This is a genomic window from Lysobacter tyrosinilyticus (assembly GCF_054779815.1).
This window is the reverse complement of record NZ_BAAGXN010000003.1, coordinates 273,936-297,462: the sequence shown is the minus strand read 5'-3', so window position 1 is coordinate 297,462 and position 23,527 is coordinate 273,936. Positions and strand designations below refer to the sequence as shown.

The 23,527-nt window shown below is 65.0% G+C and carries 13 protein-coding genes; 9 read left to right on the top strand and 4 right to left on the bottom strand.

The annotated features are described in order from the left end of the window. Positions 1-135 precede the first annotated feature (135 nt). From ACYVGK_RS08115 to ACYVGK_RS08105, 3 genes are all read right to left on the bottom strand, one after another. Positions 136-1,941: a pseudouridine synthase gene (locus ACYVGK_RS08115; protein WP_460732853.1), complete on the bottom strand. Its 1,806-nt coding sequence runs from the start codon at positions 1,939-1,941 to the stop codon at positions 136-138. Further along, positions 1,934-2,860, bottom strand: coding sequence for an SMC-Scp complex subunit ScpB (gene scpB, locus ACYVGK_RS08110; protein ID WP_460732852.1), 927 nt, complete (start codon positions 2,858-2,860; stop codon positions 1,934-1,936). The genes ACYVGK_RS08115 and scpB overlap by 8 nt, the downstream gene beginning before the upstream one ends. Before the next feature lie 164 nt (positions 2,861-3,024). Further along, the gene (locus tag ACYVGK_RS08105) at positions 3,025-3,867 is read right to left on the bottom strand and encodes a segregation and condensation protein A (RefSeq protein WP_460733451.1); all 843 of its coding nucleotides are present in this window, start codon (positions 3,865-3,867) and stop codon (positions 3,025-3,027) included. Positions 3,868-4,373: 506 nt separating this feature from the next. Between ACYVGK_RS08105 and ACYVGK_RS08100 the strand changes: the two genes are divergently transcribed. The 8 genes from ACYVGK_RS08100 (at position 4,374) to gyrA (ending at position 17,021) form a co-directional block, all read left to right on the top strand. After that, positions 4,374-4,673 carry a YciI family protein gene (locus ACYVGK_RS08100; RefSeq protein WP_460732851.1) on the top strand — a complete coding sequence of 100 codons (300 nt, stop codon included), beginning with the start codon at positions 4,374-4,376 and terminating at the stop codon, positions 4,671-4,673. Further along, positions 4,670-4,981, top strand: a complete 312-nt coding sequence (locus ACYVGK_RS08095; protein WP_460732850.1) for a BolA family protein — start codon at positions 4,670-4,672, stop codon at positions 4,979-4,981. The genes ACYVGK_RS08100 and ACYVGK_RS08095 overlap by 4 nt, the downstream gene beginning before the upstream one ends. Positions 4,982-5,183: 202 nt before the next feature. Then, positions 5,184-8,687: a chromosome segregation protein SMC gene (smc, locus tag ACYVGK_RS08090; protein ID WP_460732849.1), complete on the top strand. Its 3,504-nt coding sequence runs from the start codon at positions 5,184-5,186 to the stop codon at positions 8,685-8,687. 30 nt (positions 8,688-8,717) lie between these two features. Then, entirely contained in the window at positions 8,718-9,464 is a 747-nt protein-coding gene (gene zipA / locus ACYVGK_RS08085) for a cell division protein ZipA (protein WP_460732848.1), read from the top strand. A 239-nt stretch (positions 9,465-9,703) separates the two neighbouring features. Then, positions 9,704-11,866 (top strand): NAD-dependent DNA ligase LigA, encoded by a 2,163-nt coding sequence (ligA, locus tag ACYVGK_RS08080; RefSeq protein ID WP_460732847.1) that lies wholly within the window; start codon positions 9,704-9,706, stop codon positions 11,864-11,866. Next, complete coding sequence (gene epmA / locus ACYVGK_RS08075; protein WP_460732846.1) at positions 11,863-12,843, top strand: EF-P lysine aminoacylase EpmA; 981 nt, start codon at positions 11,863-11,865, stop codon at positions 12,841-12,843. The genes ligA and epmA overlap by 4 nt, the downstream gene beginning before the upstream one ends. Before the next feature lie 158 nt (positions 12,844-13,001). Continuing rightward, on the top strand, positions 13,002-14,060 hold the full coding sequence (gene mtnA / locus ACYVGK_RS08070) for an S-methyl-5-thioribose-1-phosphate isomerase (RefSeq protein ID WP_460732845.1): 1,059 nt from the start codon (positions 13,002-13,004) through the stop codon (positions 14,058-14,060). 288 nt (positions 14,061-14,348) lie between these two features. Next, positions 14,349-17,021, top strand: a complete 2,673-nt coding sequence (gyrA, locus tag ACYVGK_RS08065; protein ID WP_460732844.1) for a DNA gyrase subunit A — start codon at positions 14,349-14,351, stop codon at positions 17,019-17,021. 60 nt (positions 17,022-17,081) lie between these two features. On the opposite strand, the gene ACYVGK_RS08060 is transcribed toward gyrA, so the two are convergent. Continuing rightward, on the bottom strand, positions 17,082-18,074 hold the full coding sequence (locus ACYVGK_RS08060; protein WP_460732843.1) for a glycosyltransferase family 9 protein: 993 nt from the start codon (positions 18,072-18,074) through the stop codon (positions 17,082-17,084). A 298-nt stretch (positions 18,075-18,372) separates the two neighbouring features. Here ACYVGK_RS08060 and ACYVGK_RS08055 point away from each other — a divergent pair, with 298 nt between their 5' ends. Then, positions 18,373-23,361: an alpha-2-macroglobulin family protein gene (locus ACYVGK_RS08055; protein ID WP_460732842.1), complete on the top strand. Its 4,989-nt coding sequence runs from the start codon at positions 18,373-18,375 to the stop codon at positions 23,359-23,361. Positions 23,362-23,527: the final 166 nt, after the last annotated feature.

Genomic DNA, 23,527 nt, shown 5'->3' with positions numbered 1-23,527 from the left:
GCGATCTTCTTGCACTCGAAAAAAAGCGTGTGCGAAATCGCGATGTCGTGCGCTGCAACAGCGAACGATGGAATGATGCAAAAAACAAAGGGCGCCATTGGCGCCCTTTGCATTGAGTTGCTCGTGATCTATCGATCAACCGCCGGAGTGACGACCACCGCCGGGACGTCCGCCACCACGCGGACCACCGGGACGCGGGCCACCCGGACGCGGACCGCCGGGGCCGCGACCACCCGGACGATTTCCGGCCGGACGTGGACCACCGGGACCGCCCGGGCCGCCCGGACGCGGACCGCCAGGACGTCCACCCGGACGCGGGCTGCGCGGCTTGTCGCCGTACGGGTTGAAGCCACCGGTGCCTGCATGATCCGACGGGAAGTGCGGAGCATTGCCCGGATGGCCATACGGCTTGGGCGCGCGGCCCTGACCTTGACCCTGGCCACCACCGGCGCCACGCGGACCACGGTCGCTGCGTTCGCCGCCGAAGCCGCCCTGACGCGGACCGCGTTCGCCATAACCACCACGTACTTCGCCCTGGCCGCCGAAGCCGCCTTCACGACGCGGGCCGCGTTCACCGCCGGCTCCTGCGCCTTGGCCGCCGAAGCCGCCTTCGCGACGCGGGCCACGTTCACCGAAACCGCCGCCCTCGCGACGCGGACCGCGTTCGCCGAATCCACCGCCACCGCCGCCACCAGCGCCGCCACCCGGACGTCCGCCGCCCTTGTTGCCATAGGGCTTCTTGGGGCCGCGATTTTCCGGATTGCGATGACCGGTCGGGCCGGTATCGACGCCTTCCGGCACGTACCAGGAGCGGAACGCCGCGGGATTGCCTTCCGGCAACGGCTTCGGTCCCTTTTCCTTGCGTTGCTTGAACGGCTTCTGCGACTGCTTCGCAGCCATTTCGCCGCTCACCGTCAAACCACCGTGCGGCTTCTTGCCACCGCGACCGCCGCGACGGTCTTCGCGCACGTGGTCGAAGCGACGCAGCTCGCGGCCTTCGTCGGCGGTGTTGTGGCCGCCGACGTAACCGTGCGAACGGCTCTTGCCGGTGAGGTCGATGGTGGACTTCGAAGCCTTGCGCTGGCCGATTACCGGCTGCAGCGTCAGTGCCGACGGCGTGTCGCTTTCGAGGCCGAGTTCGCCGCGCATCGCTTCGACCTTGTCGGCAGCGAGTTCCTGCGACTGGCCACGCAGAAGCTCGCGCGGCAGCGCGACCTTGCCGTAGCGCACGCGCTTGAGGCGACTCACCTGGCAACCCTGCGATTCCCACAGGCGGCGCACTTCGCGGTTGCGACCTTCCTTCACCACGACGCGGAACCAGTCGTGCGAGTCGCTACCGCCAACACGTTCGATTTCGTCGAACTTGGCCGGGCCATCTTCCAGCGCGACACCGCGCGCGAGACGGTCGACGATGTTGTCCGGAACCACGTCCTGGCCTTCGGGGGCACGCACGCGGCAGACGTATTCGCGTTCGACTTCGAACGACGGATGCATCAGCGCGTTGGCGAGCTCGCCGTCGGTGGTGAGCAGCAGCAGGCCGGTGGTGTTGATGTCGAGGCGACCGATCGCGATCCAGCGCGCGCCCTTGAGCATGGGCAGCGCTTCGAACACGGTCGGGCGACCTTCTGGGTCTTCGCGCGTGGTCACTTCGCCTTCGGGCTTGTTGTACATCAGCACGCGTGCCGGCTCGGTCAGCGCGGTCGCTACGAAGGTCTTGCCGTCGATTTCGATCTTGTCGCCGCCGGTCACGCTCTGGCCGACCTGGGCGGTTTCGCCATTGACCTTGACCAGGCCATCGGCGATGCGTTGTTCCAGCGCACGGCGCGAACCGAGGCCGGCCTGGGCGAGCACCTTATGCAGGCGTTCTTCCAGCTTGGGGGCGTCAGCGGCGACGGCGCCGGGACGCTTGAGGGTGAGCTTGCGGCTCTTTTCTTCAGTCATTTTTCTCTTGCTCCGACGATGCTTCCAAAGCGTCGTCATCGGTGGGAACGGTCGTCGTCTCGACGGCGTTGTCCTGCGCGGCTTCTTCGTATTCGTCGCGCAGGAAGTCGTTCTCGTCTTCCGCGCTGTCACCCTGCGCGGTTTCGGGTTCGCCATTGCTGGCTGAGTCGGTTGTTTCGTCGTTGGCATCGGCGATGCCTTCGATCTGGTTGTCTTCGGATTCGTCGGTCGACAGATCGTCGTTGTCGGCGTCGTTGTCGTTGGCCGAGTTGTCGTCGGCTTCATCGGTGTTCGCCGCTTCCGCTTCCACGCCCGGTTCGACACCGAGGCCGCCGGCTTCGATCGGCGTCGGATCGATCACGTTGTCGAATTGCAGCTGCGGTTCGAGTTCGCCGATGTCCTTGAGCTCCGACAACGGCGGCAGCTCGTCCAGTCGCTTGAGGCCGAAGTAATCGAGGAAGGCCTTGGTCGTGCCGAACAGCGCCGGCTTGCCGGGGACGTCGCGATGGCCGACGACGCGGATCCACTCGCGCTCTTCAAGCGCCTGGATGATGTTGCTGCTGACCGCGACGCCGCGAACCTGCTCGATCTCGCCGCGCGTGATCGGCTGACGGTAGGCGATCAGCGCGAGGGTCTCGAGCGTGGCGCGCGTGTACTTGGTCTTGCGTTCGGTCCACAGGCGCGACACCCAGCCATGCACATCGGCCTTGACCTGGTAGCGGAAGCCGGACGCGAGTTCGACCAGCTCGACGCCGCGGTTGGCACAGTCTTCGCGCAGGAATTCCAGCGCCTGTTCGACGCTGTCGTTCGGCGCGGGCTGGTCCTCGGGGAACAGCGCATGCAGCTGCGCCAGCGTCAGCGGCTGGTTGGCCGCGAGCAGGGCGCCTTCGACGATTCGGTTGATTAGGTCTTGGTCCATCTGGATTGGCTTGCGATGGTTCTGTGGCTGGAGTTCGAAATCGGGAACCGGTTGGTCCATGGCTCTGGTTGTCTGCTCTTGCCTTGTAGAGCGGAGCTTGCTCCGCTGCTGTTGGTTGGAACCGGCGAAGAGCAGCGGAGCAAGCTCCGCTCTACAACGCGGGGTCAGGTTCGTGAGTCATCATTCGCGGCGGGTTCGTCGAACTCGCTGCTCAGTTCGATTTCTTCGCCGTCCTTCATCAGTGCCAGCGATTTCACATAGATCGGCTGCAGCGGGCCTTCCTGCACGATTTCCACGAGCTGTTCCTTGGCCAGCGTGAGCAGGCCGAGGAAGGTCACCACGACACCGAGCTTGCCTTCCTCGGCGGTGAACAGCGATTCGAAGCGATGGAAGACGCCGTCCTTCAGCGCCTCCAGCAGGTCGCCCATGCGCTGGCGGACGCTGAGCGCATCGCGCTTGATCGCGTGCTGGGTGAACAGCTCGGCGCGCTTGAGCACGTCGTGCAGGGCCATCAGCATTTCCTTCAAGTCGACCGGCGGCGGCAGCTTGATGCTGGCGCGGTCGGGCACGAAGGCCGAAGCGGGCGTGGTGTCGCGGTCCTGGCGGGGCAGGGTGTCGATGTCCTCGGCCGCCTTCTTGAAGCGCTCGTATTCCTGCAGTCGGCGGACGAGTTCGGCGCGCGGATCGTCTTCTTCGCCCACTTCGGTTTGCGAGCGCGGCAGGAGCATGCGCGACTTGATCTCGGCCAGCATCGCGGCCATCACCAGGTACTCGGCCGCCAGCTCGAAGCGCATCTCGTGCATCGTCTGGATGTAATCGACGTACTGGCGGGTGATCTCGGCGACCGGGATATCGAGGATGTCCAGGTTCTGCCGGCGAATCAGGTACAGCAGCAGATCGAGCGGGCCTTCGAAGGCTTCGAGGATGACTTCGAGCGCGTCCGGCGGGATGTACAGGTCCTGCGGGATCTGCAGCACCGGCTGGCCGAGCACCATCGCCAGCGGCATTTCCTGCTGCTGCGGACGGTGGTTGTTGTGGTTGTTTTCCGGCGCGGCGGGCGCGTTGCCACCGTCGGGTACATCGCCGTTGTTTACTTCATCGGTCATTCGAAGCCGGCCCCTCCGGGCCCTGGCATTGGCTTGGCATCGGCGGCGCCGGCAGCGCGGGCAAGGCCCGTCCTGCGAGGCAACGACCGCAAGGTGCTACGGACAGCAACGTCGAAAGCTTGGTCCCATGCCCGAATGGACTTTCGCCGGCGCGCCCGCTTGGCGGGGCGATATGGACGAAGTGGATTGCGGGCGAGGGCCGGGAAGGTGCAGCGACGCACTTCGATGTGCGTTGTGACGGCGGTATGGGGGTCCCGGCCGTGACGGCCGCTGCTTCCGGCCTCAGGTAGTTGTTGCCAAGGGTACGGGGCGGGGCGGGGTGTGTCCAGCGCAATGGCCGCTATGGTCAGGATCGATTGCGCACGCGGCTACAATTCCTCGACTCCGCGCACAGGAAGAATGAAGGCATGTGGTACGTGATCGAGGGCTACGACGGCCCGGATGTCCTCGCCAAGCGGCTGGCCGCCCGTCCGGCTCACCTGACCCGGCTGACCACACTGCGCGATGCGGGACGCCTGATGCTGGCCGGTCCGTGTCCGGCGATCGACGCCGAAGACCCCGGTCCGGCCGGCTTCAGCGGCAGTCTGGTGGTGGCCGAATTCGGATCGCTGGAAGAGGCTCGCGCCTGGGCCGATGCCGATCCCTATATCGAAGCCGGGGTCTATGTCCGGGTCGACGTGCGTCCGTTCAAGCGGGTCCTGCCGTGAGTCCTTCGACCGAGCTCAGGACAGGCCTGCCGCGAGAAGAGCGGGTCGATGCGATCCGCACCGCCATCGAGTCCGCACTGTCCCCGGCGTCGCTGGAGATCGAGGACGAGAGCCACAAGCATGCCGGCCACGCCGGCGCGCGCGATGGTCGCGGTCACTTCCGGGTGGACGTGGTGAGTAGCGCCTTTACCGGAATGACTCCGATCGCCCGTCATCGTGCCGTCTACGCGGCAGTCGGCGAGCTGATGACCACCGACATTCATGCGCTGGCGATCCGCGCGCGCACCCCGCAGGAAGCGACACCTTAGTTATTGCGGACCTGCACGGCCGGACGGGTTCTGCTGCACTGCCCACTGTCATGCCGAAGTCCGCCCGCTATACTCGCCCACGGACCTGGGTATTAGTCCGGGTATCGCCTAGCTGAATCAAAGGCTTAGGCGGGGTATCTAACCTGTTTTCAGCATTCAGAGGCGAGGCCGGCAACGCCCTCGTCAGAGGCACTCGCGTCGCATGCGTCTTTCCACCATCAAGCTGTCCGGCTTCAAGTCCTTCGTCGATCCGACCACGTTGCACCTGCCGACCAACATGACCGGCGTGGTCGGTCCGAACGGTTGCGGCAAGTCCAACATCATCGACGCGGTGCGCTGGGTGATGGGCGAAAGCTCGGCCAGCCGCCTGCGCGGCGACTCGCTGACGGACGTGATCTTCGCGGGTTCCTCGGCGCGCAAGCCGGTGTCGCAGGCGATGGTCGAATTGATCTTCGACAACTCCGATCACACCATCAGCGGCGAATTCGCGGCCTTCAACGAAATCTCGGTGAAGCGCACCGTCAGCCGCGACGGCCAGAACCAGTACTACCTCAACGGCGCCAAGTGCCGCCGTCGCGACATCACCGATCTGTTCCTCGGCACCGGCCTGGGCCCGCGCAGCTACTCGATCATCGAGCAGGGCATGATTTCGCAGGTCATCGAGGCCAAGCCCGAAGAACTGCGCGTCTATCTCGAAGAGGCCGCCGGCATCTCCAAGTACAAGGAGCGCCGCAAGGAAACCGAGACCCGCATCCGCCACACCCGCGAGAATCTCGACCGCCTCAAGGACCTGCGTGAGGAAGTCGGCAAGCAACTCGAACACCTCAAGCGCCAGGCGCGCCAGGCCGAGCAGTACCAGGCGATCCAGGCCGAACGGAAGGTCAAGGACGCCGAGTGGAAGGCGCTCGAACATCGTGTCCTCGACCAGAAGCTGCAGACCCAGCGTGAAAAACTGAGCTCGCAGGAAACTCGCCTGCAGCAGCTGATCGCCGAGCAGCGCGAAGCCGAGCGCCTGATCGAAACCGGCCGAGTCCGTCGTGAGGAAGCTGCCGAGAACCTCAACAAGGCCCAGGCCGCCAGCTACGAAGTCGGCGGCGCGTTGGCCCGCATCGAACAGCAGATCCAGCACCAGCGCGAGATGTCCACGCGCCTGCAGCGCGCCCGCGATGAGGCGATGACGCAGTTGTCGGAGATCGCTTCGCACATCGGCAGCGACCAGGCGAAGCTCGACGTGCTGCGCAACGCCATCGAAGACGCCGAACCGCGCCTGGAACAGCTGCGCGAAGAAGACATCGCCCGCCAGGACGCCCTGCGCGACGCCGAAACCAAGCTCAACGACTGGCAGCAGCGTTGGGACTCGCATACCCGTGCACAGAGCGAAGCCGCGCGTGCGGCCGACGTCGAACGCACTCGCATCGAAGGCCTGGATCGCCAGTCGCTCGACGCCGACCGTCGTCGTGAATCGCTGACCACCGAGCGCGCCGCGCTCGACCTGGACGCGTTGGCCGACGCCTTCGCCGGCCTGCAGGAACAGCACGACACGCAGAAGGAATCGCTCGACACGCTCACCACCGAGCTGGAGTCGCGCAAGCACACGCTGACCGAACTGCAGGATCAGCAGCGCGCCGCGCAGACGGAGCTCGCCGAAGTCCGCAAGCAGGCGCAGACCTCGCGTGGCCGCCTGTCGTCGCTGGAAACCCTGCAGCACGCTGCATTGGGCCAGGAACAGGGCGCGGCCAGCGAATGGCTGCGTCAACGCGGCCTCGATAACGCGGCCCGCGTCGGCGAGAAGCTCACGGTCGAGCAGGGCTGGGAAAACGCTGTCGAAAGCGCGCTCGGTCAGTTGATCGAAGGCGTGCTGGTCGAAGCACCCGAAGCCCTGGTCGATGCCATCGGTGATCTCGGTGAAGGCCGTCTCGCACTGGTCGATCCGCAGAACGACGCCGTCGCCTTCGCGCCGACGTCGCTGGCCTCCAAGGTCACCGGCCCGATCGCGATCCGCCGCATCCTGGCCAAGCTGCACGCCGCTGAAAACCTGAGCGAAGCGCGCGCACTGCTGCCGCAGCTCGGCGACGGCGAATCCATCATCACCCGCAATGGCGAGCGTCTCGGCGCCGGCTGGGTACGCGTACTGCGCTCCGGCGCGGCCAAGCAGGGCGCGCTGCTGCGCGAACGCGAGATCCAGGAGCTGCGCGCGAAGATTGAAGAGCTGCAGCAGCGCGAACACGAGCTCGAACGCGGCATCACCGCGTGGCGCGACCGCCTGCTCGCCGCCGAGCAGCAGCGCGAAGATGCCCAGCGCACGCTGTATATGGCGCACCGCAGTGTGTCCGAACTCGCCGGTCAGCTGCAGAGCCAGCAGGGTCGTCTCGACAACGCCCGCAACCGCATCGAAAAGATCGACGCCGATCTTGCCCAGCTGTCTTCGACGCTGGACGGTTCACGCGAACAGGCCAGCGAAGCCCGCGCCCGCCAGGAAGAGGCGGTGATGCGCATGGCGGAGCTGGAAGACAACCGTCTTCAGCTCGATGCCGAACGCCGTGCGCTGTTCGATGCCCGCGAACAGGCCCGCACCATGGCGCGTGAATCGCGCGATGCCGCGCAGGCGCTGCTGCTTTCGGTCGAAACCCAGCGCGCCCAGATCGCCGGCCTGATGCAGGCGCTCGACCGCATGGGCGGCCAGCGCGGCCAGCTCGATTCGCGCCTGGGTGAACTCGCCGAACAGCTCGCCGAAGGCGACGAGCCGGTGCACCAGCTGGAAGAGCAGCGTCAGGTCGCGCTGGAGCAACGCGTCCTTGTCGAACAGAACCTCACGGCGGCCCGCACCACGCAGGACGGCATCGACAACGAACTGCGCCAGTACGAACAGACCCGCCACGCCCGCGACGAGCAGGCGATCTCGCAGCGCGAAGCCATCGGTCAGCGCCGCCTCGAGCAGCAGGCGCTGCTGCTCAAGGCCGAGACGCTTACGGCCGCCATTGCCGAAGCCGGCTTCGTACTCGAAGACGTGATCAACACGTTGTCCGACGACGCCGAGCCGTCGGTGTGGGAAAAGGTCGTTAACGACCTCGACGGCAAGTTGCGCCGCCTGGAACCGGTCAATCTCGCCGCGATCCAGGAACACGCCGAGGCCGCCGAGCGCAAGGAATACCTCGACGCTCAGGACGCCGACCTCACGACCGCGCTGGAAACGCTGGAAGAAGCCATCCGCAAGATCGACCGCGAGACCCGCGGCCGCTTCAAGGACACTTTCGACCGCGTCAATTCGAGCGTGCAGGAGCTGTACCCGCGCCTGTTCGGTGGCGGTCACGCCTATCTCGAACTGACTGGCGAAGACCTGCTCGATACCGGCGTCACGATCATGGCGCGCCCGCCGGGCAAACGCGTGTCGAACATCTCGCTGCTCTCGGGTGGCGAGAAGGCGATGACCGCGGTCGCGTTGGTGTTCGCGATCTTCCGCCTGAACCCCGCGCCATTCTGCTTGCTGGACGAAGTCGACGCGCCGCTCGACGAAGCGAACGTCGGCCGTCTGGCGAACATGGTCAGCGAGATGAGCGAGCAGGTGCAGTTCCTGTTCGTCACCCACAACAAGGCGACGATGGAAGCCGCGCAGCAACTGTCGGGTGTGACCATGCGCGAACCGGGCGTCAGTCGCCTGGTGTCCGTCGACCTTGCCGAAGCCACGCGCCTGGCCGGCGCTGCATAACATCGCGATTACGAAGGGAGCCTCGACACGATGTCCGACATCACCCTGCTGCGCATTGGCATCGCCATCGCCGGACTGATCCTGATCGGCGCGATCATCTTCTTCGGCAGGCCGCGCAAGCAGGAGCAGGGCAAGCGGGTGCCGCGTCCGAGCATCGCCGATGCGTTCGCGCCGCGGATCGAACCGGAGCTGGCTACTCAGACGCCCGCCACCGAGCTAGTCGACAACTACGACGAACGCGCAACGCAGTCTGAATTCGACCTGGCAGCCGAACCGGCCGCCGCGCCCGCGGTCAACAGCGACCTGGGCAAGCGCGTCGAAGAATCCTTCGAAAAGATCGTCACCCTGTATCTGGCCGCTCGTGCCGGCGCCAAGCTGCACGGCCCGGACATCGTCGTGGCGGCGGAAAAGGCCGGCCTGGTCTACGGCCACATGGGCGTGTTCCATCGCCTGATCGACAACCATCCGCAGCGCGGACCGGTTTTCAGCGTCGCCAACATCATGAAGCCGGGCAGCTTCGACATGGCCAACATCCAGGCCATGGAAACACCGGCGATCGCCTTCTTCCTGACCTTGCCCGCGCCAGTAGCGGCGCTGGATGCTTGGGAAACCATGCTGCCGACCGCGCAGCGCATGGCCGAACTGCTCGATGGCGTGGTGCTGGACGAGTCGCGCAATGCGCTCGGCCGCCAGCGCATCGCCCACATTCGCGACGAACTGCGCGCCTACGACCGCCAGCGCGAAGCGCCGCCGCTGACCCGCCCGGGTCGCTGGTAAGCCGATCGCTACTGCCTTGTAGAGCGGAGCTTGCTCCGCTGCACTTGCGCTTTGTTGTTTGCTTTTCCAAGCCGTGGCAAAAGGCAGCGGAGCAAGCTGCGCTCTACAAAGCTCGCTCGCGGACAGCGAGCTTCGTCGAACAGATTGTTTTGCTTTTCCCGTCGCAACCATGGGGGCACAATCCACCTCCCTGGTTCCCGCCTTCGCGGGAATGACGAGCACGGCGAAGAACCTAGCCAATGACGCCCAAGTCGCCATCCCCCGCTGCCCGCATTGCCGAACTGCGCCAGCAGATCGAAGACGCCAACTACCGTTACTACGTCCTCGACGATCCGAACATCCCGGACATCGAGTACGACCGCCTGCTGCGCGAGCTCGAAGCCCTGGAAGCGACTCACCCTGAGCTCGCATCGCCCGACTCCCCGACGCAGCGGGTCGGCATCACACCCACCTCGAAGTTCTCCGAAGTGCGGCACGCCGTGCCGATGCTGTCGTTGGCCAACGCGTTCAGTCCGGAAGAGATCCACGAATTCGTTGCCCGCATCGGCAAAGAAACCGGCGATTTCGGGCCGATGTTCTCCGCTGAACCCAAGCTCGACGGCCTCGCGATCAGCCTGCGCTACGAAGACGGGGTGTTCGTGCGTGGCGCGACCCGCGGCGATGGCGCGACGGGTGAAGACGTCACCGCGAACCTGCGTACCGTCAAGGCAATCCCGTTGCGTCTTCGTGGCAAGGCGCCGGCGGGGCCCGCTCCCAAGGTGCTCGAGGTGCGCGGCGAGGTCTACATGCCCAAGGCCGCGTTCGAAAAGTACAACGAGTGGGCCCGCGAACACGGCGAGAAAACCCTCGCCAATCCGCGCAACGGTGCGGCTGGCTCGCTGCGCCAGCTCGATCCGCGCGTCACCGCGCAGCGCCCGCTGGCGTTCTTCGCCTATTCGCTGGGTGAAGTAGAGGGTTTGAAGTTGCCGGCCACGCATTCGCAGACCCTCGCATTGTTGCGCGACTTTGGTCTGCCGGTGAGCCCGCTGGTGACGACCGCGCGAGGTGCCGAAGGCCTGCTGGTGTATTTTGAGAAGATCGGTGTCCAGCGCAACGATCTGCCGTACGACATCGACGGCGTCGTCTACAAGCTGGATCGCTACGACCAGCAGCGCGCGATGGGCTTCGTCTCGCGCGCACCGCGCTGGGCGATCGCGCACAAGTACCCGGCGCAGGAAGAAGCGACCACGGTCGAGTCGATCGAAGTCAACGTCGGCCGCACCGGCGCGGTGACGCCGTGGGTGCTCATGAATCCCGTGCACGTAGGCGGCGTCACCGTCACCCGCGCCACCCTGCACAACGCCGATCAGGTGGCGCGCCTGGATGTGCGCAACGGCGACACGGTCATCATCCGCCGCGCCGGCGATGTGATCCCTGAAGTCGTCCGCGTGATCGAAGAACGCCGGCCGCGTGATGCCAAAGGCAATCCGTTGAATCCACCGTTCGAGATGCCATCGGCATGTCCGGCCTGTGGTTCGGCGGTCGAGCGCGAAGAGGGGGAAGTGGTCGCGCGTTGCACGGGCGGCCTGTTCTGTCCTGCGCAGCGGGTGCAGGCGTTGTTCCATTTCGCCTCGCGCCGCGCGATGGATATTGAAGGTCTGGGCGAACAGTTCATCGCTGCACTGGTGGAATACGACTACGTCCACACGGTGGCCGACCTGTATCGGCTGACGCTCGAGGATTTTCTCGAAATGAAGCGTCGCGCGGACGCCGTGAAGCAAGTCCCCTTGGGGGACGCCGTGAAGCAAGTCCCCTTGGGGGATGAGGCCGCGGACGCAACGCCGTCCACGGTCAAGGCCGGCAAGGTCGCTACGCGCTGGGCCGAGAACCTGATCGCTGCAATCGATGCAAGCCGCAACACCACGCTGGAACGCGTGCTGTACGCACTGGGCATCCGCGACGTCGGCGAATCCACGGCGAAGACGCTGGCCAAGCATTTTGGCGCGCTCGATCCGATCATGGCCGCCGACATCGATACGCTGAAGACCGTGCCCGATATCGGGCCGGTGGTCGCTTCGCGCATCGCCCATTTCTTCGCCGAGCCGCACAACCATGAAGTCATCGCGGCGCTGCGCGCCAATGGCGTGCACTGGAAAGAAGGCGCGCCGCAACGCGCCAGTGAAGGTCCCCTGTCGGGTCAGACCGTGGTGCTGACCGGCGGCCTGTCCGCGATGTCGCGCGATGAAGCGGGCGACAAGCTCGAAGCATTGGGCGCGAAGGTCTCGGGCAGCGTGTCGAAGAAGACTTCATTCGTGGTCGCCGGTGAGGCGGCGGGTTCCAAGCTTGCCAAGGCGCAGGAACTGGGCGTCGAGATCTGGGACGAAGCGCGCCTGCTCGCGTTCCTGACCGAGCACGGACAGTGACCACGACCTGGCAGCCAACGGCTTCGTTCGACGCGCTCCGTTTGCGGGCACGATTGAACGCGACGATACGCGCGTTCTTTGCCGATCGCGATGTAGTGGAAGTGGAAACGCCGGTGCTCTCGCTCGCCGGCAATACCGATCCGAACATCGCTTCGTTCTCACTGGAGTTCAGCGGTCGCACCGACGGCGCATCGCGCACGCGCTGGCTACGGACCTCGCCCGAGTACCCGCTCAAGCGACTACTCGCAGCCGGTTTCGGCGATTGCTACGAATTGGGTCGAGTGTTTCGCGATGGCGAAGCCGGGGGGCGCCACAACCCCGAATTCACCATGCTGGAGTGGTATCGGATCGGTTGGGATCATCGCCAACTCATCCTGGAAACCGCTGCGCTGGTCAACGCCGCGCTTGCACTGGTCGGACGCAGCGCGGAACTCACGCTGGTGAGTTATCACGATCTCTATCGCCAGCAGCTGGGACTCGATCCGGCGACGGCGAGCGAAGCCCAATTGCGCGATGCATTGGGCGACGTGCTCATCGATCCCGAAGGCCTGACCCGCGACGATTGGCTCGACCTGCTGATGACGCATCGTCTGCAACCTGCATTCCCTGGCGATCAGTTGCTGGCGTTGTACGACTATCCTGCGTCGCAATGCGCGTTGGCGCGCATCCGCCGTGATGAGGGTGCCGTGGCGGTGGCGGAGCGGTTCGAGTTGTATTTGGGGTCGCTGGAATTGGCCAATGGGTATCACGAACTCGCCGATGCAGCGGAGCAGGGCGCGCGTTTCGACCAGGATCGACAACGGCGCGGCGAGCGTGGCGATGCGCAACCGCCGCGTGACGAGAACCTGCTGCAGGCGCTGGCATCCGGCTTCCCGCACTGCGCCGGCGTCGCGATGGGTGTCGACCGGCTGATGATGGCGATGCTGGGCACTACGCGCATCGCGGATGTCCTGGTTTTCGATTTCGCACGCGCCTAGCGGTCGTTGTCGTCATCCCGGCGCACGCCGGGATCCAGCCTTGCCCTCAGTCGAGCACAGCTGAAAAGCTGGATCCCGGCGTACGCCGGGATGACGAGCAGGTAGCTTCCTGGCGCTGCACGCGGGTCCGCTACAGGTCCAGCGGTTAGAATTGCGCCATGAACGACACCTTCGACTTCGACCGCTACGACCGCATCCGTCCGATCCGCTGGACCGGCGATGCGCTGGAACTCCTCGACCAGCGCAAGCTGCCTTTCCAGGTCGAATACGTCCGCTGCGAAACCAGCGACGAAGTCGCTTCCGCGATCCACTCGCTGACCGTGCGCGGCGCGCCGGCAATCGGTATCGCTGCGGCCTGGGGCGTGGTCCTCGCAGGCATGAAGATCGAAGCAACCGACGGCGCCGAAGCGGTGCGCAAGCTCGAAGCGCCGATGCAACGCCTCAACGACGCGCGCCCCACCGCCGTGAATCTGGCCTGGGCGCTCGCCCGCATGCGTCGCGTCCTGGGTGAAGCCGGGCCGGATTGGCGCGACGTGATCGCGCGCGAAGCCCAGGCGATCAATGATGAGGACCTGGCCGCCAACCGCCGTATGGGTGCACTCGGTGCCGCCCTGATCGCCCCGGAAAGCGGGGTGCTGACCCATTGCAACACCGGCTCGCTGGCTACCGCCGGGTTCGGTACGGCGCTGGGCGTGATCCGCGCCGGCGTGGCGCAAGGACGCATCGGCAAGGTCTACGCGGGCGAAACCCGCCCGTGGTTGCAGGGCGCGCGCCTGACCGTGTGGGAACTGCAGCAGGACGGCATCCAGCCGACCCTGATCGCCGACGCTGCCGCATCGCATCTGATGAAGACGGGCGCCGTGCAGTGGGTGGTGGTTGGCGCTGACCGCATCTGCGCCAATGGCGACACCGCCAACAAGATCGGCACCTACCAGCTGGCGATCGCCGCACGCCACCACGGGGTCAAGTTCATGGTCGCGGCACCGTCCTCGACCGTGGACATGGCTACGCCCGACGGTGCTGCCATCCACATCGAGGAGCGCGATCCGGGCGAGATGTTCGCCATCGGCGGCGTGCGGACCGCGGCGCACGATGTCGGTGCGTGGAACCCGGTCTTCGACGTCACCCCGCACGAGCTGATCGACGCGATCGTGACCGAGAAGGGCGTGATCGAGCGGCCCGACGAGGCTGCGATGAGGGCGGCTTTCGGTCCCTGAGCGAGCTCTCGCTCTTTGTAGAGCCGAGCTTGCTCGGCTGCTTTTGGGGGCGTCCGGAACAGCCAGTGCAGCGGAGCAAGCTCCGCTCTACAAAACGGGCCAAAAATTCCTTGTAACTGCTTGTTTCTACGTGGGAATCGAGGTGCGGCGGGTCCTCGTTTCGTGATACGATTCATGGTCTTTTGAAGCCGCCCCGAGCGAGCCGCAAAACACGCCCGCTCGGGGCTTGTTTTGTCTGTTGCCAGGGGCGCTTTGATCCCGCCGCCAACGCAAGCAGACGGAACCCGAATGGCAGAACTCGCCAAGGAAATCATCCCGGTCAACCTCGAAGACGAGATGCGCCGCAGCTACCTCGATTACGCGATGAGCGTGATCGTGGGCCGTGCGCTCCCCGACGTCCGCGATGGTCTCAAGCCCGTGCATCGCCGCGTGTTGTTCGCGATGAACGAGCTCGGTGCGCACAGCAACAAGCCGTACTACAAGTCGGCGCGTATCGTCGGTGACGTCATCGGTAAGTACCACCCGCACGGCGACACCGCGGTGTACGACACGCTGGTGCGCATGGCGCAGCCGTTCTCGCTGCGTTACATGCTCGTCGATGGCCAAGGTAACTTCGGTTCGATCGACGGCGATTCGGCCGCGGCGATGCGATACACCGAAGCGCGCATGTCGCGTCTCTCGCACGAGCTGATGGCGGATATCGACAAGGAAACCGTCGACTTCCAGCCCAACTACGACGAAAAGGAACTCGAGCCCACCGTCATGCCGACGCGTGTGCCAAACCTGCTCGTCAACGGTTCCGCCGGCATCGCGGTCGGCATGGCGACCAACATTCCGCCGCACAATCTCAACGAAGTCGTCGACGCCACCATCGCGCTGATCGATAACCCGTTGATCGATGTCGATGGCCTGATGGAATACATCCCGGGCCCGGACTTCCCGACTGCGGGCATCATCAACGGCACCGCCGGCATCCAGCTGGCTTACCGCACCGGTCGTGGCCGCGTGCGCATGCGTGCCAAGGCGGAAGTCGAGGTCGCCGACAACGGTCGCGAAGCGATCGCGGTGACCGAGATCCCGTACATGGTCAACAAGGCCCGGTTGATCGAGAAGATCGCCGAGCTGGTGAAGGAAAAGAAGCTCGAGGGCATCTCGGAGCTGCGCGACGAGTCCGACAAGGACGGCATGCGCATCTACATCGAGATCAAGCGCGGCGAATCGGCCGAAGTGGTGCTCAACAACCTCTATCAGCAGACGCAGATGGAGTCGGTGTTCGGCATCAACATGGTGGCACTGGTCGACGGCCGCCCGCAGTTGCTGAACCTCAAGCAGATCCTCGAAGCCTTCGTGCGCCACCGCCGCGAAGTGGTGACCCGCCGCACCATCTTCGAGCTGCGCAAGGCCCGCCAGCGCGCGCACATTTTGGAAGGCCTGACGGTCGCGCTCGCCAACATCGACGAGATGATCGAACTGATCAAGACCTCGGCGAATCCGAACGAAGCGCGCGAACGCATGCTTTCCCGCACCTGGGAAGCCGGGCTTGTCTCTTCGCTGCTTGCCGCTGCCGGCGCCGATGCGTCTCGTCCGGAAGACCTGCCGCAGGGCGTGGGCCTGATCGATGGTCGCTACCAGCTGACCGAGACGCAGGCTCAGCAGATCCTCGAGATGCGCCTGCACCGCCTGACCGGCCTGGAGCAGGACAAGCTCACCGACGAGTACAAGGAACTACTGAAGACCATCGCCGGCCTGATCGAGATCCTCGAGAACCCGAGCGTTCTGCTGGACGTCATTCGCGAAGAACTTCGCAACCTCAAAGAAGAATTCGGCGATGCCCGCCGCAGCGAAATCCGCGCTTCGGAAGAAGACCTCGACATCCTCGACCTGATCGCGCCGGAAGACGTGGTGGTGACGCTGTCGCACTCCGGTTACGCCAAGCGCCAACCGGTCAGCGCCTACCGCGCGCAGAAGCGCGGCGGCAGGGGCCGCAGTGCGGCGTCTACCAAGGACGAGGATTTCATCGACAAGCTGTGGCTGGTCAACACGCACGACACGTTGTTGACCTTCACCAGCAAGGGTCGCGTGTTCTGGCTCTCCGTGCACCAGCTGCCGGACGCCGGCCCGAACGCGCGCGGCCGTCCGATCATCAACTGGATCCCGCTGGAAGAAGGCGAGCAGGTCCAGGCCGTCGTCCCGGTGCGCGAGTACGAGGAAGGCAAGTACGTCTTCTTCGCGACCCGCAACGGCACGGTCAAGAAGACCCCGCTCACCGAATTCGCCTTCCGCCTGCAGCGCGGCAAGATCGCGATCAATCTCGACGAGGGCGATGCACTGGTCAATGCCGAGCTCACCAACGGTTCGCGCGACATCATGCTGTTCGCGAGCAACGGCAAGGCGGTGCGCTTTGCGGAAACCGAAGTTCGCTCGATGGGGCGTACCGCCACCGGCGTGCGCGGCATCCGCCTGGCCGCCGGCGAAGTCGAAGGCGATGGTGAAGCCGAGGGCGAGGGCGATGAACAGCCGGTCGTCACCGGCGGCGCCAAGGTCGTCAGCCTGATCGTGATCGATGGCGACGGCGACATCCTCACCGCCAGCGAACGCGGCTACGGCAAGCGCACGCCTTGCTCGGAATACCCACGCAAGGGCCGTGGCACGCAGGGCGTGATTGCGCTCAAGACGACCGAACGTAACGGATGCCTGGTGGGCGCGGTGCAGCTGTCCGACCACCATGAAGTGCTGCTGATTTCCGACGGCGGCACGCTGGTGCGTACCCGTGCCGCGGAGATCTCGCAGGTCAGCCGCAACACCCAGGGCGTCACGCTGATGCGCCTGGCGGCCGACGAATCGCTGCAGGCGATCGAGCGTCTGGATGCGTCGCTGGACGACGAACCCGATCCGGAAGCGATGGTTGTCGGGGAAGCCCTGTCGGCCGAAGGCGACGTCGCTACCGATCCGTCCCACTGATCCACGGCAAGTTGACGAACGCCGCCTTCGGGCGGCGTTTTTCTTTGAGCGACTTCGCGATCAAAGCGCAATGCGCTGCGCTATCGCCTCGAGCACCTGTGCAGGCGTGAGTTGCTTCAGGTCCGCGGCTTCGACAGCGCCGAAGTCGCCGTAGCGGAGGCCTGTTCGTGTCGCATTGGTGCGAGGTCCGAACAGTGCCAGGCCCGGTCGTCCCAGGCAGGCAGCCAGATGCGTCGGCCCGGTATCGTTGCCGATAACAAAGCCGGCATCGCGGAGCACGCCGGCCAACTGGAACCAGTTGAGGAAGCTGCCGTCCGGTCCAAGCAATGCCTTGCCGGGGAGCTCCTTCACCAGCTCGAGTTCGTCCGGGCCCGGCACGTATACGACCTGCCTGCCAAGTTCGTTGAGGCGGTGCGCGAGTTCCGCGTAGTGGGGCCAGCGTTTGTCCTGGTGGCGGGTGGCGCTGCCGGGTATGAGCACGAAGTAGCCCGGGGCGATTCCAGCTGTCGCTAGCAGCGCCGACACGTCATCCGCCATCCAGTCCACGTCTGGATCGCTGGCACGTACGACCGGCACGTCGGCCCGACGCAACTGCTCCGCGTAGGCCAGGCGATCCGGCGTCTGGCTGCTGTCGGGGTTCTGCTTACGGCTCCAGAACCCGGCGCCCAGCAGCTTGCGGTACAACCCGGTGCGATCGCTGCCTTGCAGGTCGTAGACATGCGAGAAGCGGCGATGTATGAGTTGGCGGATCAGGGCCAGGTTTCGCCACAGGTGGAGCGGGGGGGCACGTGGATCGGAGACCACCTCGTCCACATGCGGGCAGCGCGCCATCAATCGGGCGTACTGAGGTGCAACCAGCAGGGCGATCCATGCGCCGTGGTGGTGCCGGCGAATGTCCCGCAGTGCGCCGTCGGCCTGGATCAGATCGCCAAACGCGCCATGGCGGATGACCAGGATTTCGTTCCGCTCACGCCGTTCGGCGTCGCCGCGACCGGAATAGTCCGTCGCCGCCGCGTCCGAAGGGGCAACGAGAGGCGCGTTTGGGCGGTGCATTACTGGCTCCGATAGGGGGCTGCCCGTGACGCTCGTGGAATGGCGATCGGCAACCGGCACACATCATGATCGCTTCGACTCATGACGGAAACCGTCGCCAGTTCGCTTTCGTGCGCGTGTTGTCCGGGGCGAATCGAGTACTACGTTATCGATCTCATTTGGCTTCACGCAGCTGAGCCAGGCGTCGCGCGTCGAATGCTAAACGCCAGTTCACTGGCCCATCTCTTGCGACTCTCAAACGCCATTGTGTGATGTGGCGCAACTTCTATACGCTTGCGCGCACACTTGGGGAGGTCGCATGAGGCGCAGTGAAATCCGTTCGGAAGGACCCATCAGGGCTCGCCATTGGTGCGGGCTTTTTCTTGCCCTCATTGCGGCAGGCTTTTTAGTCGCCGGTTGCAAGCGCGACGCCAATGGCCAGTTGCCGGAAGTGACCGGCGAGAAGATTGCGGCCAAGCGCGAAGCAGTACAGGGCTTCGGGCTGGTGGCGGCGTATCCCGATCAGCAAGGCGACGAACTGGCGATCGCCCTGGAGTTCAGTCGTGCCCTGGTCGGCACCCAGGAATTCGATTCGTTGATCGCCGTGACCGACAAGGACGGCGCACCGGTCAAGGGCAGCTGGGTGTTGGATGATGACGGCGAGGACGAAGCCAAGGTTCTCCGCTTCCCCCACGTTGAGGCCAGCAAAGAGTACGTGGTCACCATCAAGGCAGGCCTGACCGCTGCCGACGGCAACCGCCTCGGCAAGGAAGAGAAGCGCAACGTCTACACCGGTCCGCTCGAACCGGTGGTCGGCTTTGCCTCGCAGGGCAGCGTGCTGCCGGCGCGCGAAAGCCGCGGCCTGCCGGTCGTATCGGTGAACGTGCCGGAAGTCGACGTCGAATTCCTGCGCATCAAGGAGAAGGAGCTGCCCCGGTTCTTCGCCGAATTCCAGCGCGGCGGACGCCGAAGTGGCTGGGACCTCGAGCGCGACTATTCCTGGGATGACGAAGAAGGCACCGAGCACAAGCGGACGGCGCTGTCGACGATGGCCGAGCCGGTCTACGTCAACCGCTTCGTGCTGGGCGGCAAGAAGAACGAGCGCGTGCTGACCTACCTGCCGCTGCAGGACATCGAGGAGTTGCAGGAGCCTGGCCTGTACTTCGCCGTGATGAAGCGCAGCGGCACGTTCAAGGAGGAATTCGACACCGCCTTCTTCACGGTCAGCGATCTCGGCTTGCATGCGCGGGCCTACAAGGACCGGTTGTTTGTGCACGTCGCCTCGCTCGAAGGCGGTGGCGCGGCCAGTGGCGTGGAACTGAAGGTGCTCAACGGCGACGGTGAGCCGGTGTTCAAGTCGTCGACCGACCGCAACGGCAACGCGATGCTCGACTACAAGCTCGATGCCGAGCATGTTCTGATCGCGCAGCAGGGGCGTGACGTTTCGATGTTGCCGTTCAATCAGCCGGCACTCGACCTGTCGGAATTTGCCGTGGCCGGTCGGGAGCAGGCCTGGTTCGACGTCTTCGCCTGGTCCGGCCGGGATCTGTACCGACCGGGAGAGACCGTGCGTCTGTCCGCATTGCTGCGCGATCAGGACGGACAGCCCATTGTCGCGAAGGGCAAGAACGCGCAGCCGGTGTTCGTGCGCTACGTGCAGCCGGACGGCAAGACCTTCCTCGAAACCCGCCTGCAGCCGGACGCGCAGGGTTATGTGCGCCACCAGCAGGTGATCCCGGTCGATGCCGCGACGGGCCGCTGGCGTGTCGAATTCCGCACCGATCCGGCCAGCAAGGAAGCGGTGCAGGGGATGACCCTGCGGGTCGAGGAATTTCTGCCGGAACGGATGAAACTGGATCTATCTGCGCAGGATGTGATCAAGCCCGGTGAACCCGTGCACCTGCAGGCGACCGGCGCCTACCTGTACGGAGCGCCCGCCGCTTCCAACCGCTTCACCGCCAAGCTCACTGTCGCGGTCGAGCAGCATCCGCTTGAACAGTTGCCAGGGTGGTTCTTTGGCGACCCGACCCTGAAGCTTCCGAAGGAAGCCAAGGACGTCATCGATACTTCGCTCGACGCCAACGGCAAGCTGCAGCAGGACGTCGCGCTGCCGGCCGAGGCCAAGCCGGTCAGCACCATCGCCGCGATTGTTACTGGCAGCGTCTTCGAGAGCGGCGGTCGCAGCGTCAATCGCAGCCTCAAGCGCGTGTTGTGGCCGGCCGATGCCCTGGTCGGGGTGCGTCCGATGTTCGACGACAAGGAAGGCGCAGATTCAGAGACCAATGTCGCCTTCCAGCTCAGCCGCTTCGGTAGCGATGGCAAGCCTCGCCCGGGCAAGGGCCTGCGGGTCACCCTGGTGCGCGAACACCGCGATTACCACTGGAACTGGAACGACGGCAGCTGGGATTACGACTTCACGCAGCGCTACGAAGACATCAGCTCGCGCGTGGTCGACGCCGGTGCATCGCCGATCAAGGTCGACTTCCCGGTGAAGTGGGGCGAATACCGACTCGACGTGTACGACCCCGCAACCAAGCTGACCACCCGCTATCCCTTCTTCGCGGGTTGGAGCTGGAGCGACGAGAACCGCGGTCTCGATGCGCGGCCGGACAAGGTCAAGCTCGCGCTCGACAAGACCGGGTATCGGGCCGGCGATGTATTGAAGGTGACTTTGACCCCGCCGCACGAAGGCAGGGGCCTGCTGATGGTCGAAAGCGACCACATGCTCTACGTGCAGGACATCGCGGCGAAAGCCGGTAGCACCTTCGAGATTCCGGTGACCAAGGACTGGGAACGCCATGACGTCTACGTCACTGCGCTGATATTCCGTGGCGGCACGGCGGTCGACAAGATCACGCCCGCGCGCGCGGTCGGCATCGCGCATGTTCCGATGGACCGTCGCGATCGCACCGTGGCCGTCGGTATTGCGGTACCCAAACAGATGCGTCCCGAACGCGACCTGCCGGTGACGGTCAGCGTGCCGCAATTGGCCGGGCAGAATGCCTTCGTCACTGTTTCGGCCGTGGATGTGGGCATCCTCAACATCACCCGTTTCCCGGTGCCGGATGCCGCCAAGCATTTCTTCGCACAGCGTCGTCTCGGCGTCGATGCCTATGACATCTACGGACGCGTGATCGAAAGCTTCGAAGGTGGCACCGCGAAGATCCGCTTCGGTGGTGACATGGCGCCGCTCGCGCTGCCCCAGGCGCGCCGCCCCACCGCGCATGTCCAGACCGTGGATCTGTTCAGTGGCCCGGTAAAGCTCGATGCGAAGGGCGTGGCTCGCGTGACACTGGCCGTGCCTGACTTCAACGGCACGCTGCGCGTTTCGGCCATGGTGTATTCCAACAATAAGTACGGCAGCAAGGACGAGGAAACCATCGTGCGCGCGCCGCTGCTGGCGGAAGCGAGCCTGCCGCGAGTCCTCGCGCCGGGCGACCGCAGCAGCGTCACGCTGGACGTGCAGAACTTCACCGGCAAGGCTGGCGAGTTCAACGTGCAGCTGGATGGCATCGGACCGCTCTCGATTGCCGATGCGAAGCGAACAGCCAAGCTGGGCACAGAAGCCAAAACCACCTACACCTTCCCGCTGGTCGCCCGTGAGGGCTATTCGACGGCTCAGGTGCGCGTGCGCGTCGAAGGCAACGGCTTCAATGTCGATCGCCGTTACGATGTGCCGGTGCGTCCGGCGTGGCCGCAGGTGATGCGTACGCGCACGCGTGTCCTCAACGATCTGTCGGCGGTGCCATTGGGTACGGATCTGGTCGATGGATTGATGACGGGATCGGTGAATGCCCGCATGGTGGTGAGCGCGTTGCCGCCGATTCCATTTACTGCCGCGCTGGAAGACGCCTTGAAGTATCCGTACGGGTGCGCCGAACAGACGACCAGCAAGGGCTATGCCGCGCTCGAGTTGGATGAGGCGACCGCGAAGATGCTGGGCGTGAACGGCCTCAACGCGAAGCAACGTCGCGAGCGCATGGAAGGCGCGTTCGGCCGGTTGGCGGCGATGCAGGTCAGCTCCGGCCACTTCTCGATGTGGGGCGATGGCGATTACGTCAATCAGGCGCTGACGCCGTACATCGTCGAGTTCCTGCTGGATGCGCGCGAAGCCGGCTTCGCCGTGCCGGATGCGATGCTGCAGAAGGCCCTTAAGGCGCTGAACGAGGATCTGCTCGCGGGCGGCGCGCCGTTCTACGGCTACGACAACCGCGATCACATGAAGTTCGCCTACCAGGCGCACGCCGGCTACGTGCTTGCGCGCGTCAACCGCGCGCCGCTCGGCACGCTGCGTGCGCTGTATGACAACAGCCGCAAACAGAGTCTTACCGGCCTGCCGCTGGTGCACCTCGGCCTGGCGCTGTCGATGCAGGGCGACAAGACGCGTGGTGCGAAGTCGATCGCCGAAGCCTTTGCGAAGGATCCGAAGGAGCGTCCCGTGTACCTGGGTGATTACGGCACGCGTCTTCGCGACGACGCGCTGATGATCGCCTTGTTGCACGAACGCGGTTACGCCAAGCCGGAGTACGACACCCATGTCGTGACGCTTGGACGGGAGATCGACGCGCGCCGCAATGAACGCTGGTTCTGGTTGAGCACGCAGGAACAGGTCGCATTGGCGCGCCTCGGCAAGGCATTGATGGCCGACCAGAAGAAGATGGTGTCCGGTCAGTGGAAGGTCGGCGGCGAAACGTCGGAAGTGGCGGCGGCGCGGATTACTGGTCGGCTGTTCGATTACGACGCGCTATCGCGCGGCGTCAGCTTCATCCCGCAGGGACAGCCGCCGCTTTATGCCAGCCTGGAAGCCGCAGGCGTTCCCCGTACGGCCCCCGAACCGGATAACAGCGTCGTTACGGTGACCCGCAAGTACTACAACACCGACGGTACCGCGTGGAGCGGCGAGACACTGGAGGAGGGCGACAGCCTGATCGTGCAGCTGTCCATCAAGAGCAGCGTCAACATGCCCGACGCACTCGTGACCGATCTGCTGCCGGCGGGCCTGGAGATCGAGAACTTCAACCTGGGCGACGCCAAGCAATGGGCGGGTGTGGTCGTCGATGGCATCGAAATTGCCGATCGCGACGAAGCAGCCGAAGTGCGTCACGAGGAGTATCGCGATGATCGCTACGTCGCCGCACTCAAGCTGAGCACCTACGACACCGCGCGACTGTTCTATCTGGTTCGCGCCGTTACGCCGGGCACATACACGGTGCCGCCGTCACTGGTCGAGGATATGTATCGTCCCGACATGCGCGGCGTGGGTAAGGCCATCCCGGCGACGTTGACGGTCAAGCAGCCCGGACGCTGAAAGTAGCCCTCCCTTGCGCTGGTGCAGGGGAGGGTATCTGGCGGGTTCATTCTTAGGTCGGTTACCCCCTTGGGCGTCTGGAAGCACGACAACAGCAAGCCGCATACCGTCCCAGGCCGGGACGATGGTCCACGAGGCTTCGATACCGCGAGCTACTGCAGCTACG

Excerpts from the sequence above, each read along its gene's own strand:
- ACYVGK_RS08115 (WP_460732853.1), bottom strand. The coding sequence starts at position 1,941 with ATGACTGAAGAAAAGAGCCGCAAGCTCACCCTCAAGCGTCCCGGCGCC.
- scpB (WP_460732852.1), bottom strand. The coding sequence starts at position 2,860 with ATGGACCAAGACCTAATCAACCGAATCGTCGAAGGCGCCCTGCTCGCG.
- ACYVGK_RS08105 (WP_460733451.1), bottom strand. The coding sequence starts at position 3,867 with ATGCCGCTGGCGATGGTGCTCGGCCAGCCGGTGCTGCAGATCCCGCAG.
- ACYVGK_RS08100 (WP_460732851.1), top strand. The coding sequence starts at position 4,374 with ATGTGGTACGTGATCGAGGGCTACGACGGCCCGGATGTCCTCGCCAAG.
- smc (WP_460732849.1), top strand. The coding sequence starts at position 5,184 with ATGCGTCTTTCCACCATCAAGCTGTCCGGCTTCAAGTCCTTCGTCGAT.
- zipA (WP_460732848.1), top strand. The coding sequence starts at position 8,718 with ATGTCCGACATCACCCTGCTGCGCATTGGCATCGCCATCGCCGGACTG.
- ligA (WP_460732847.1), top strand. The coding sequence starts at position 9,704 with ATGACGCCCAAGTCGCCATCCCCCGCTGCCCGCATTGCCGAACTGCGC.
- mtnA (WP_460732845.1), top strand. The coding sequence starts at position 13,002 with ATGAACGACACCTTCGACTTCGACCGCTACGACCGCATCCGTCCGATC.
- gyrA (WP_460732844.1), top strand. The coding sequence starts at position 14,349 with ATGGCAGAACTCGCCAAGGAAATCATCCCGGTCAACCTCGAAGACGAG.
- ACYVGK_RS08060 (WP_460732843.1), bottom strand. The coding sequence starts at position 18,074 with ATGCACCGCCCAAACGCGCCTCTCGTTGCCCCTTCGGACGCGGCGGCG.
- ACYVGK_RS08055 (WP_460732842.1), top strand. The coding sequence starts at position 18,373 with ATGAGGCGCAGTGAAATCCGTTCGGAAGGACCCATCAGGGCTCGCCAT.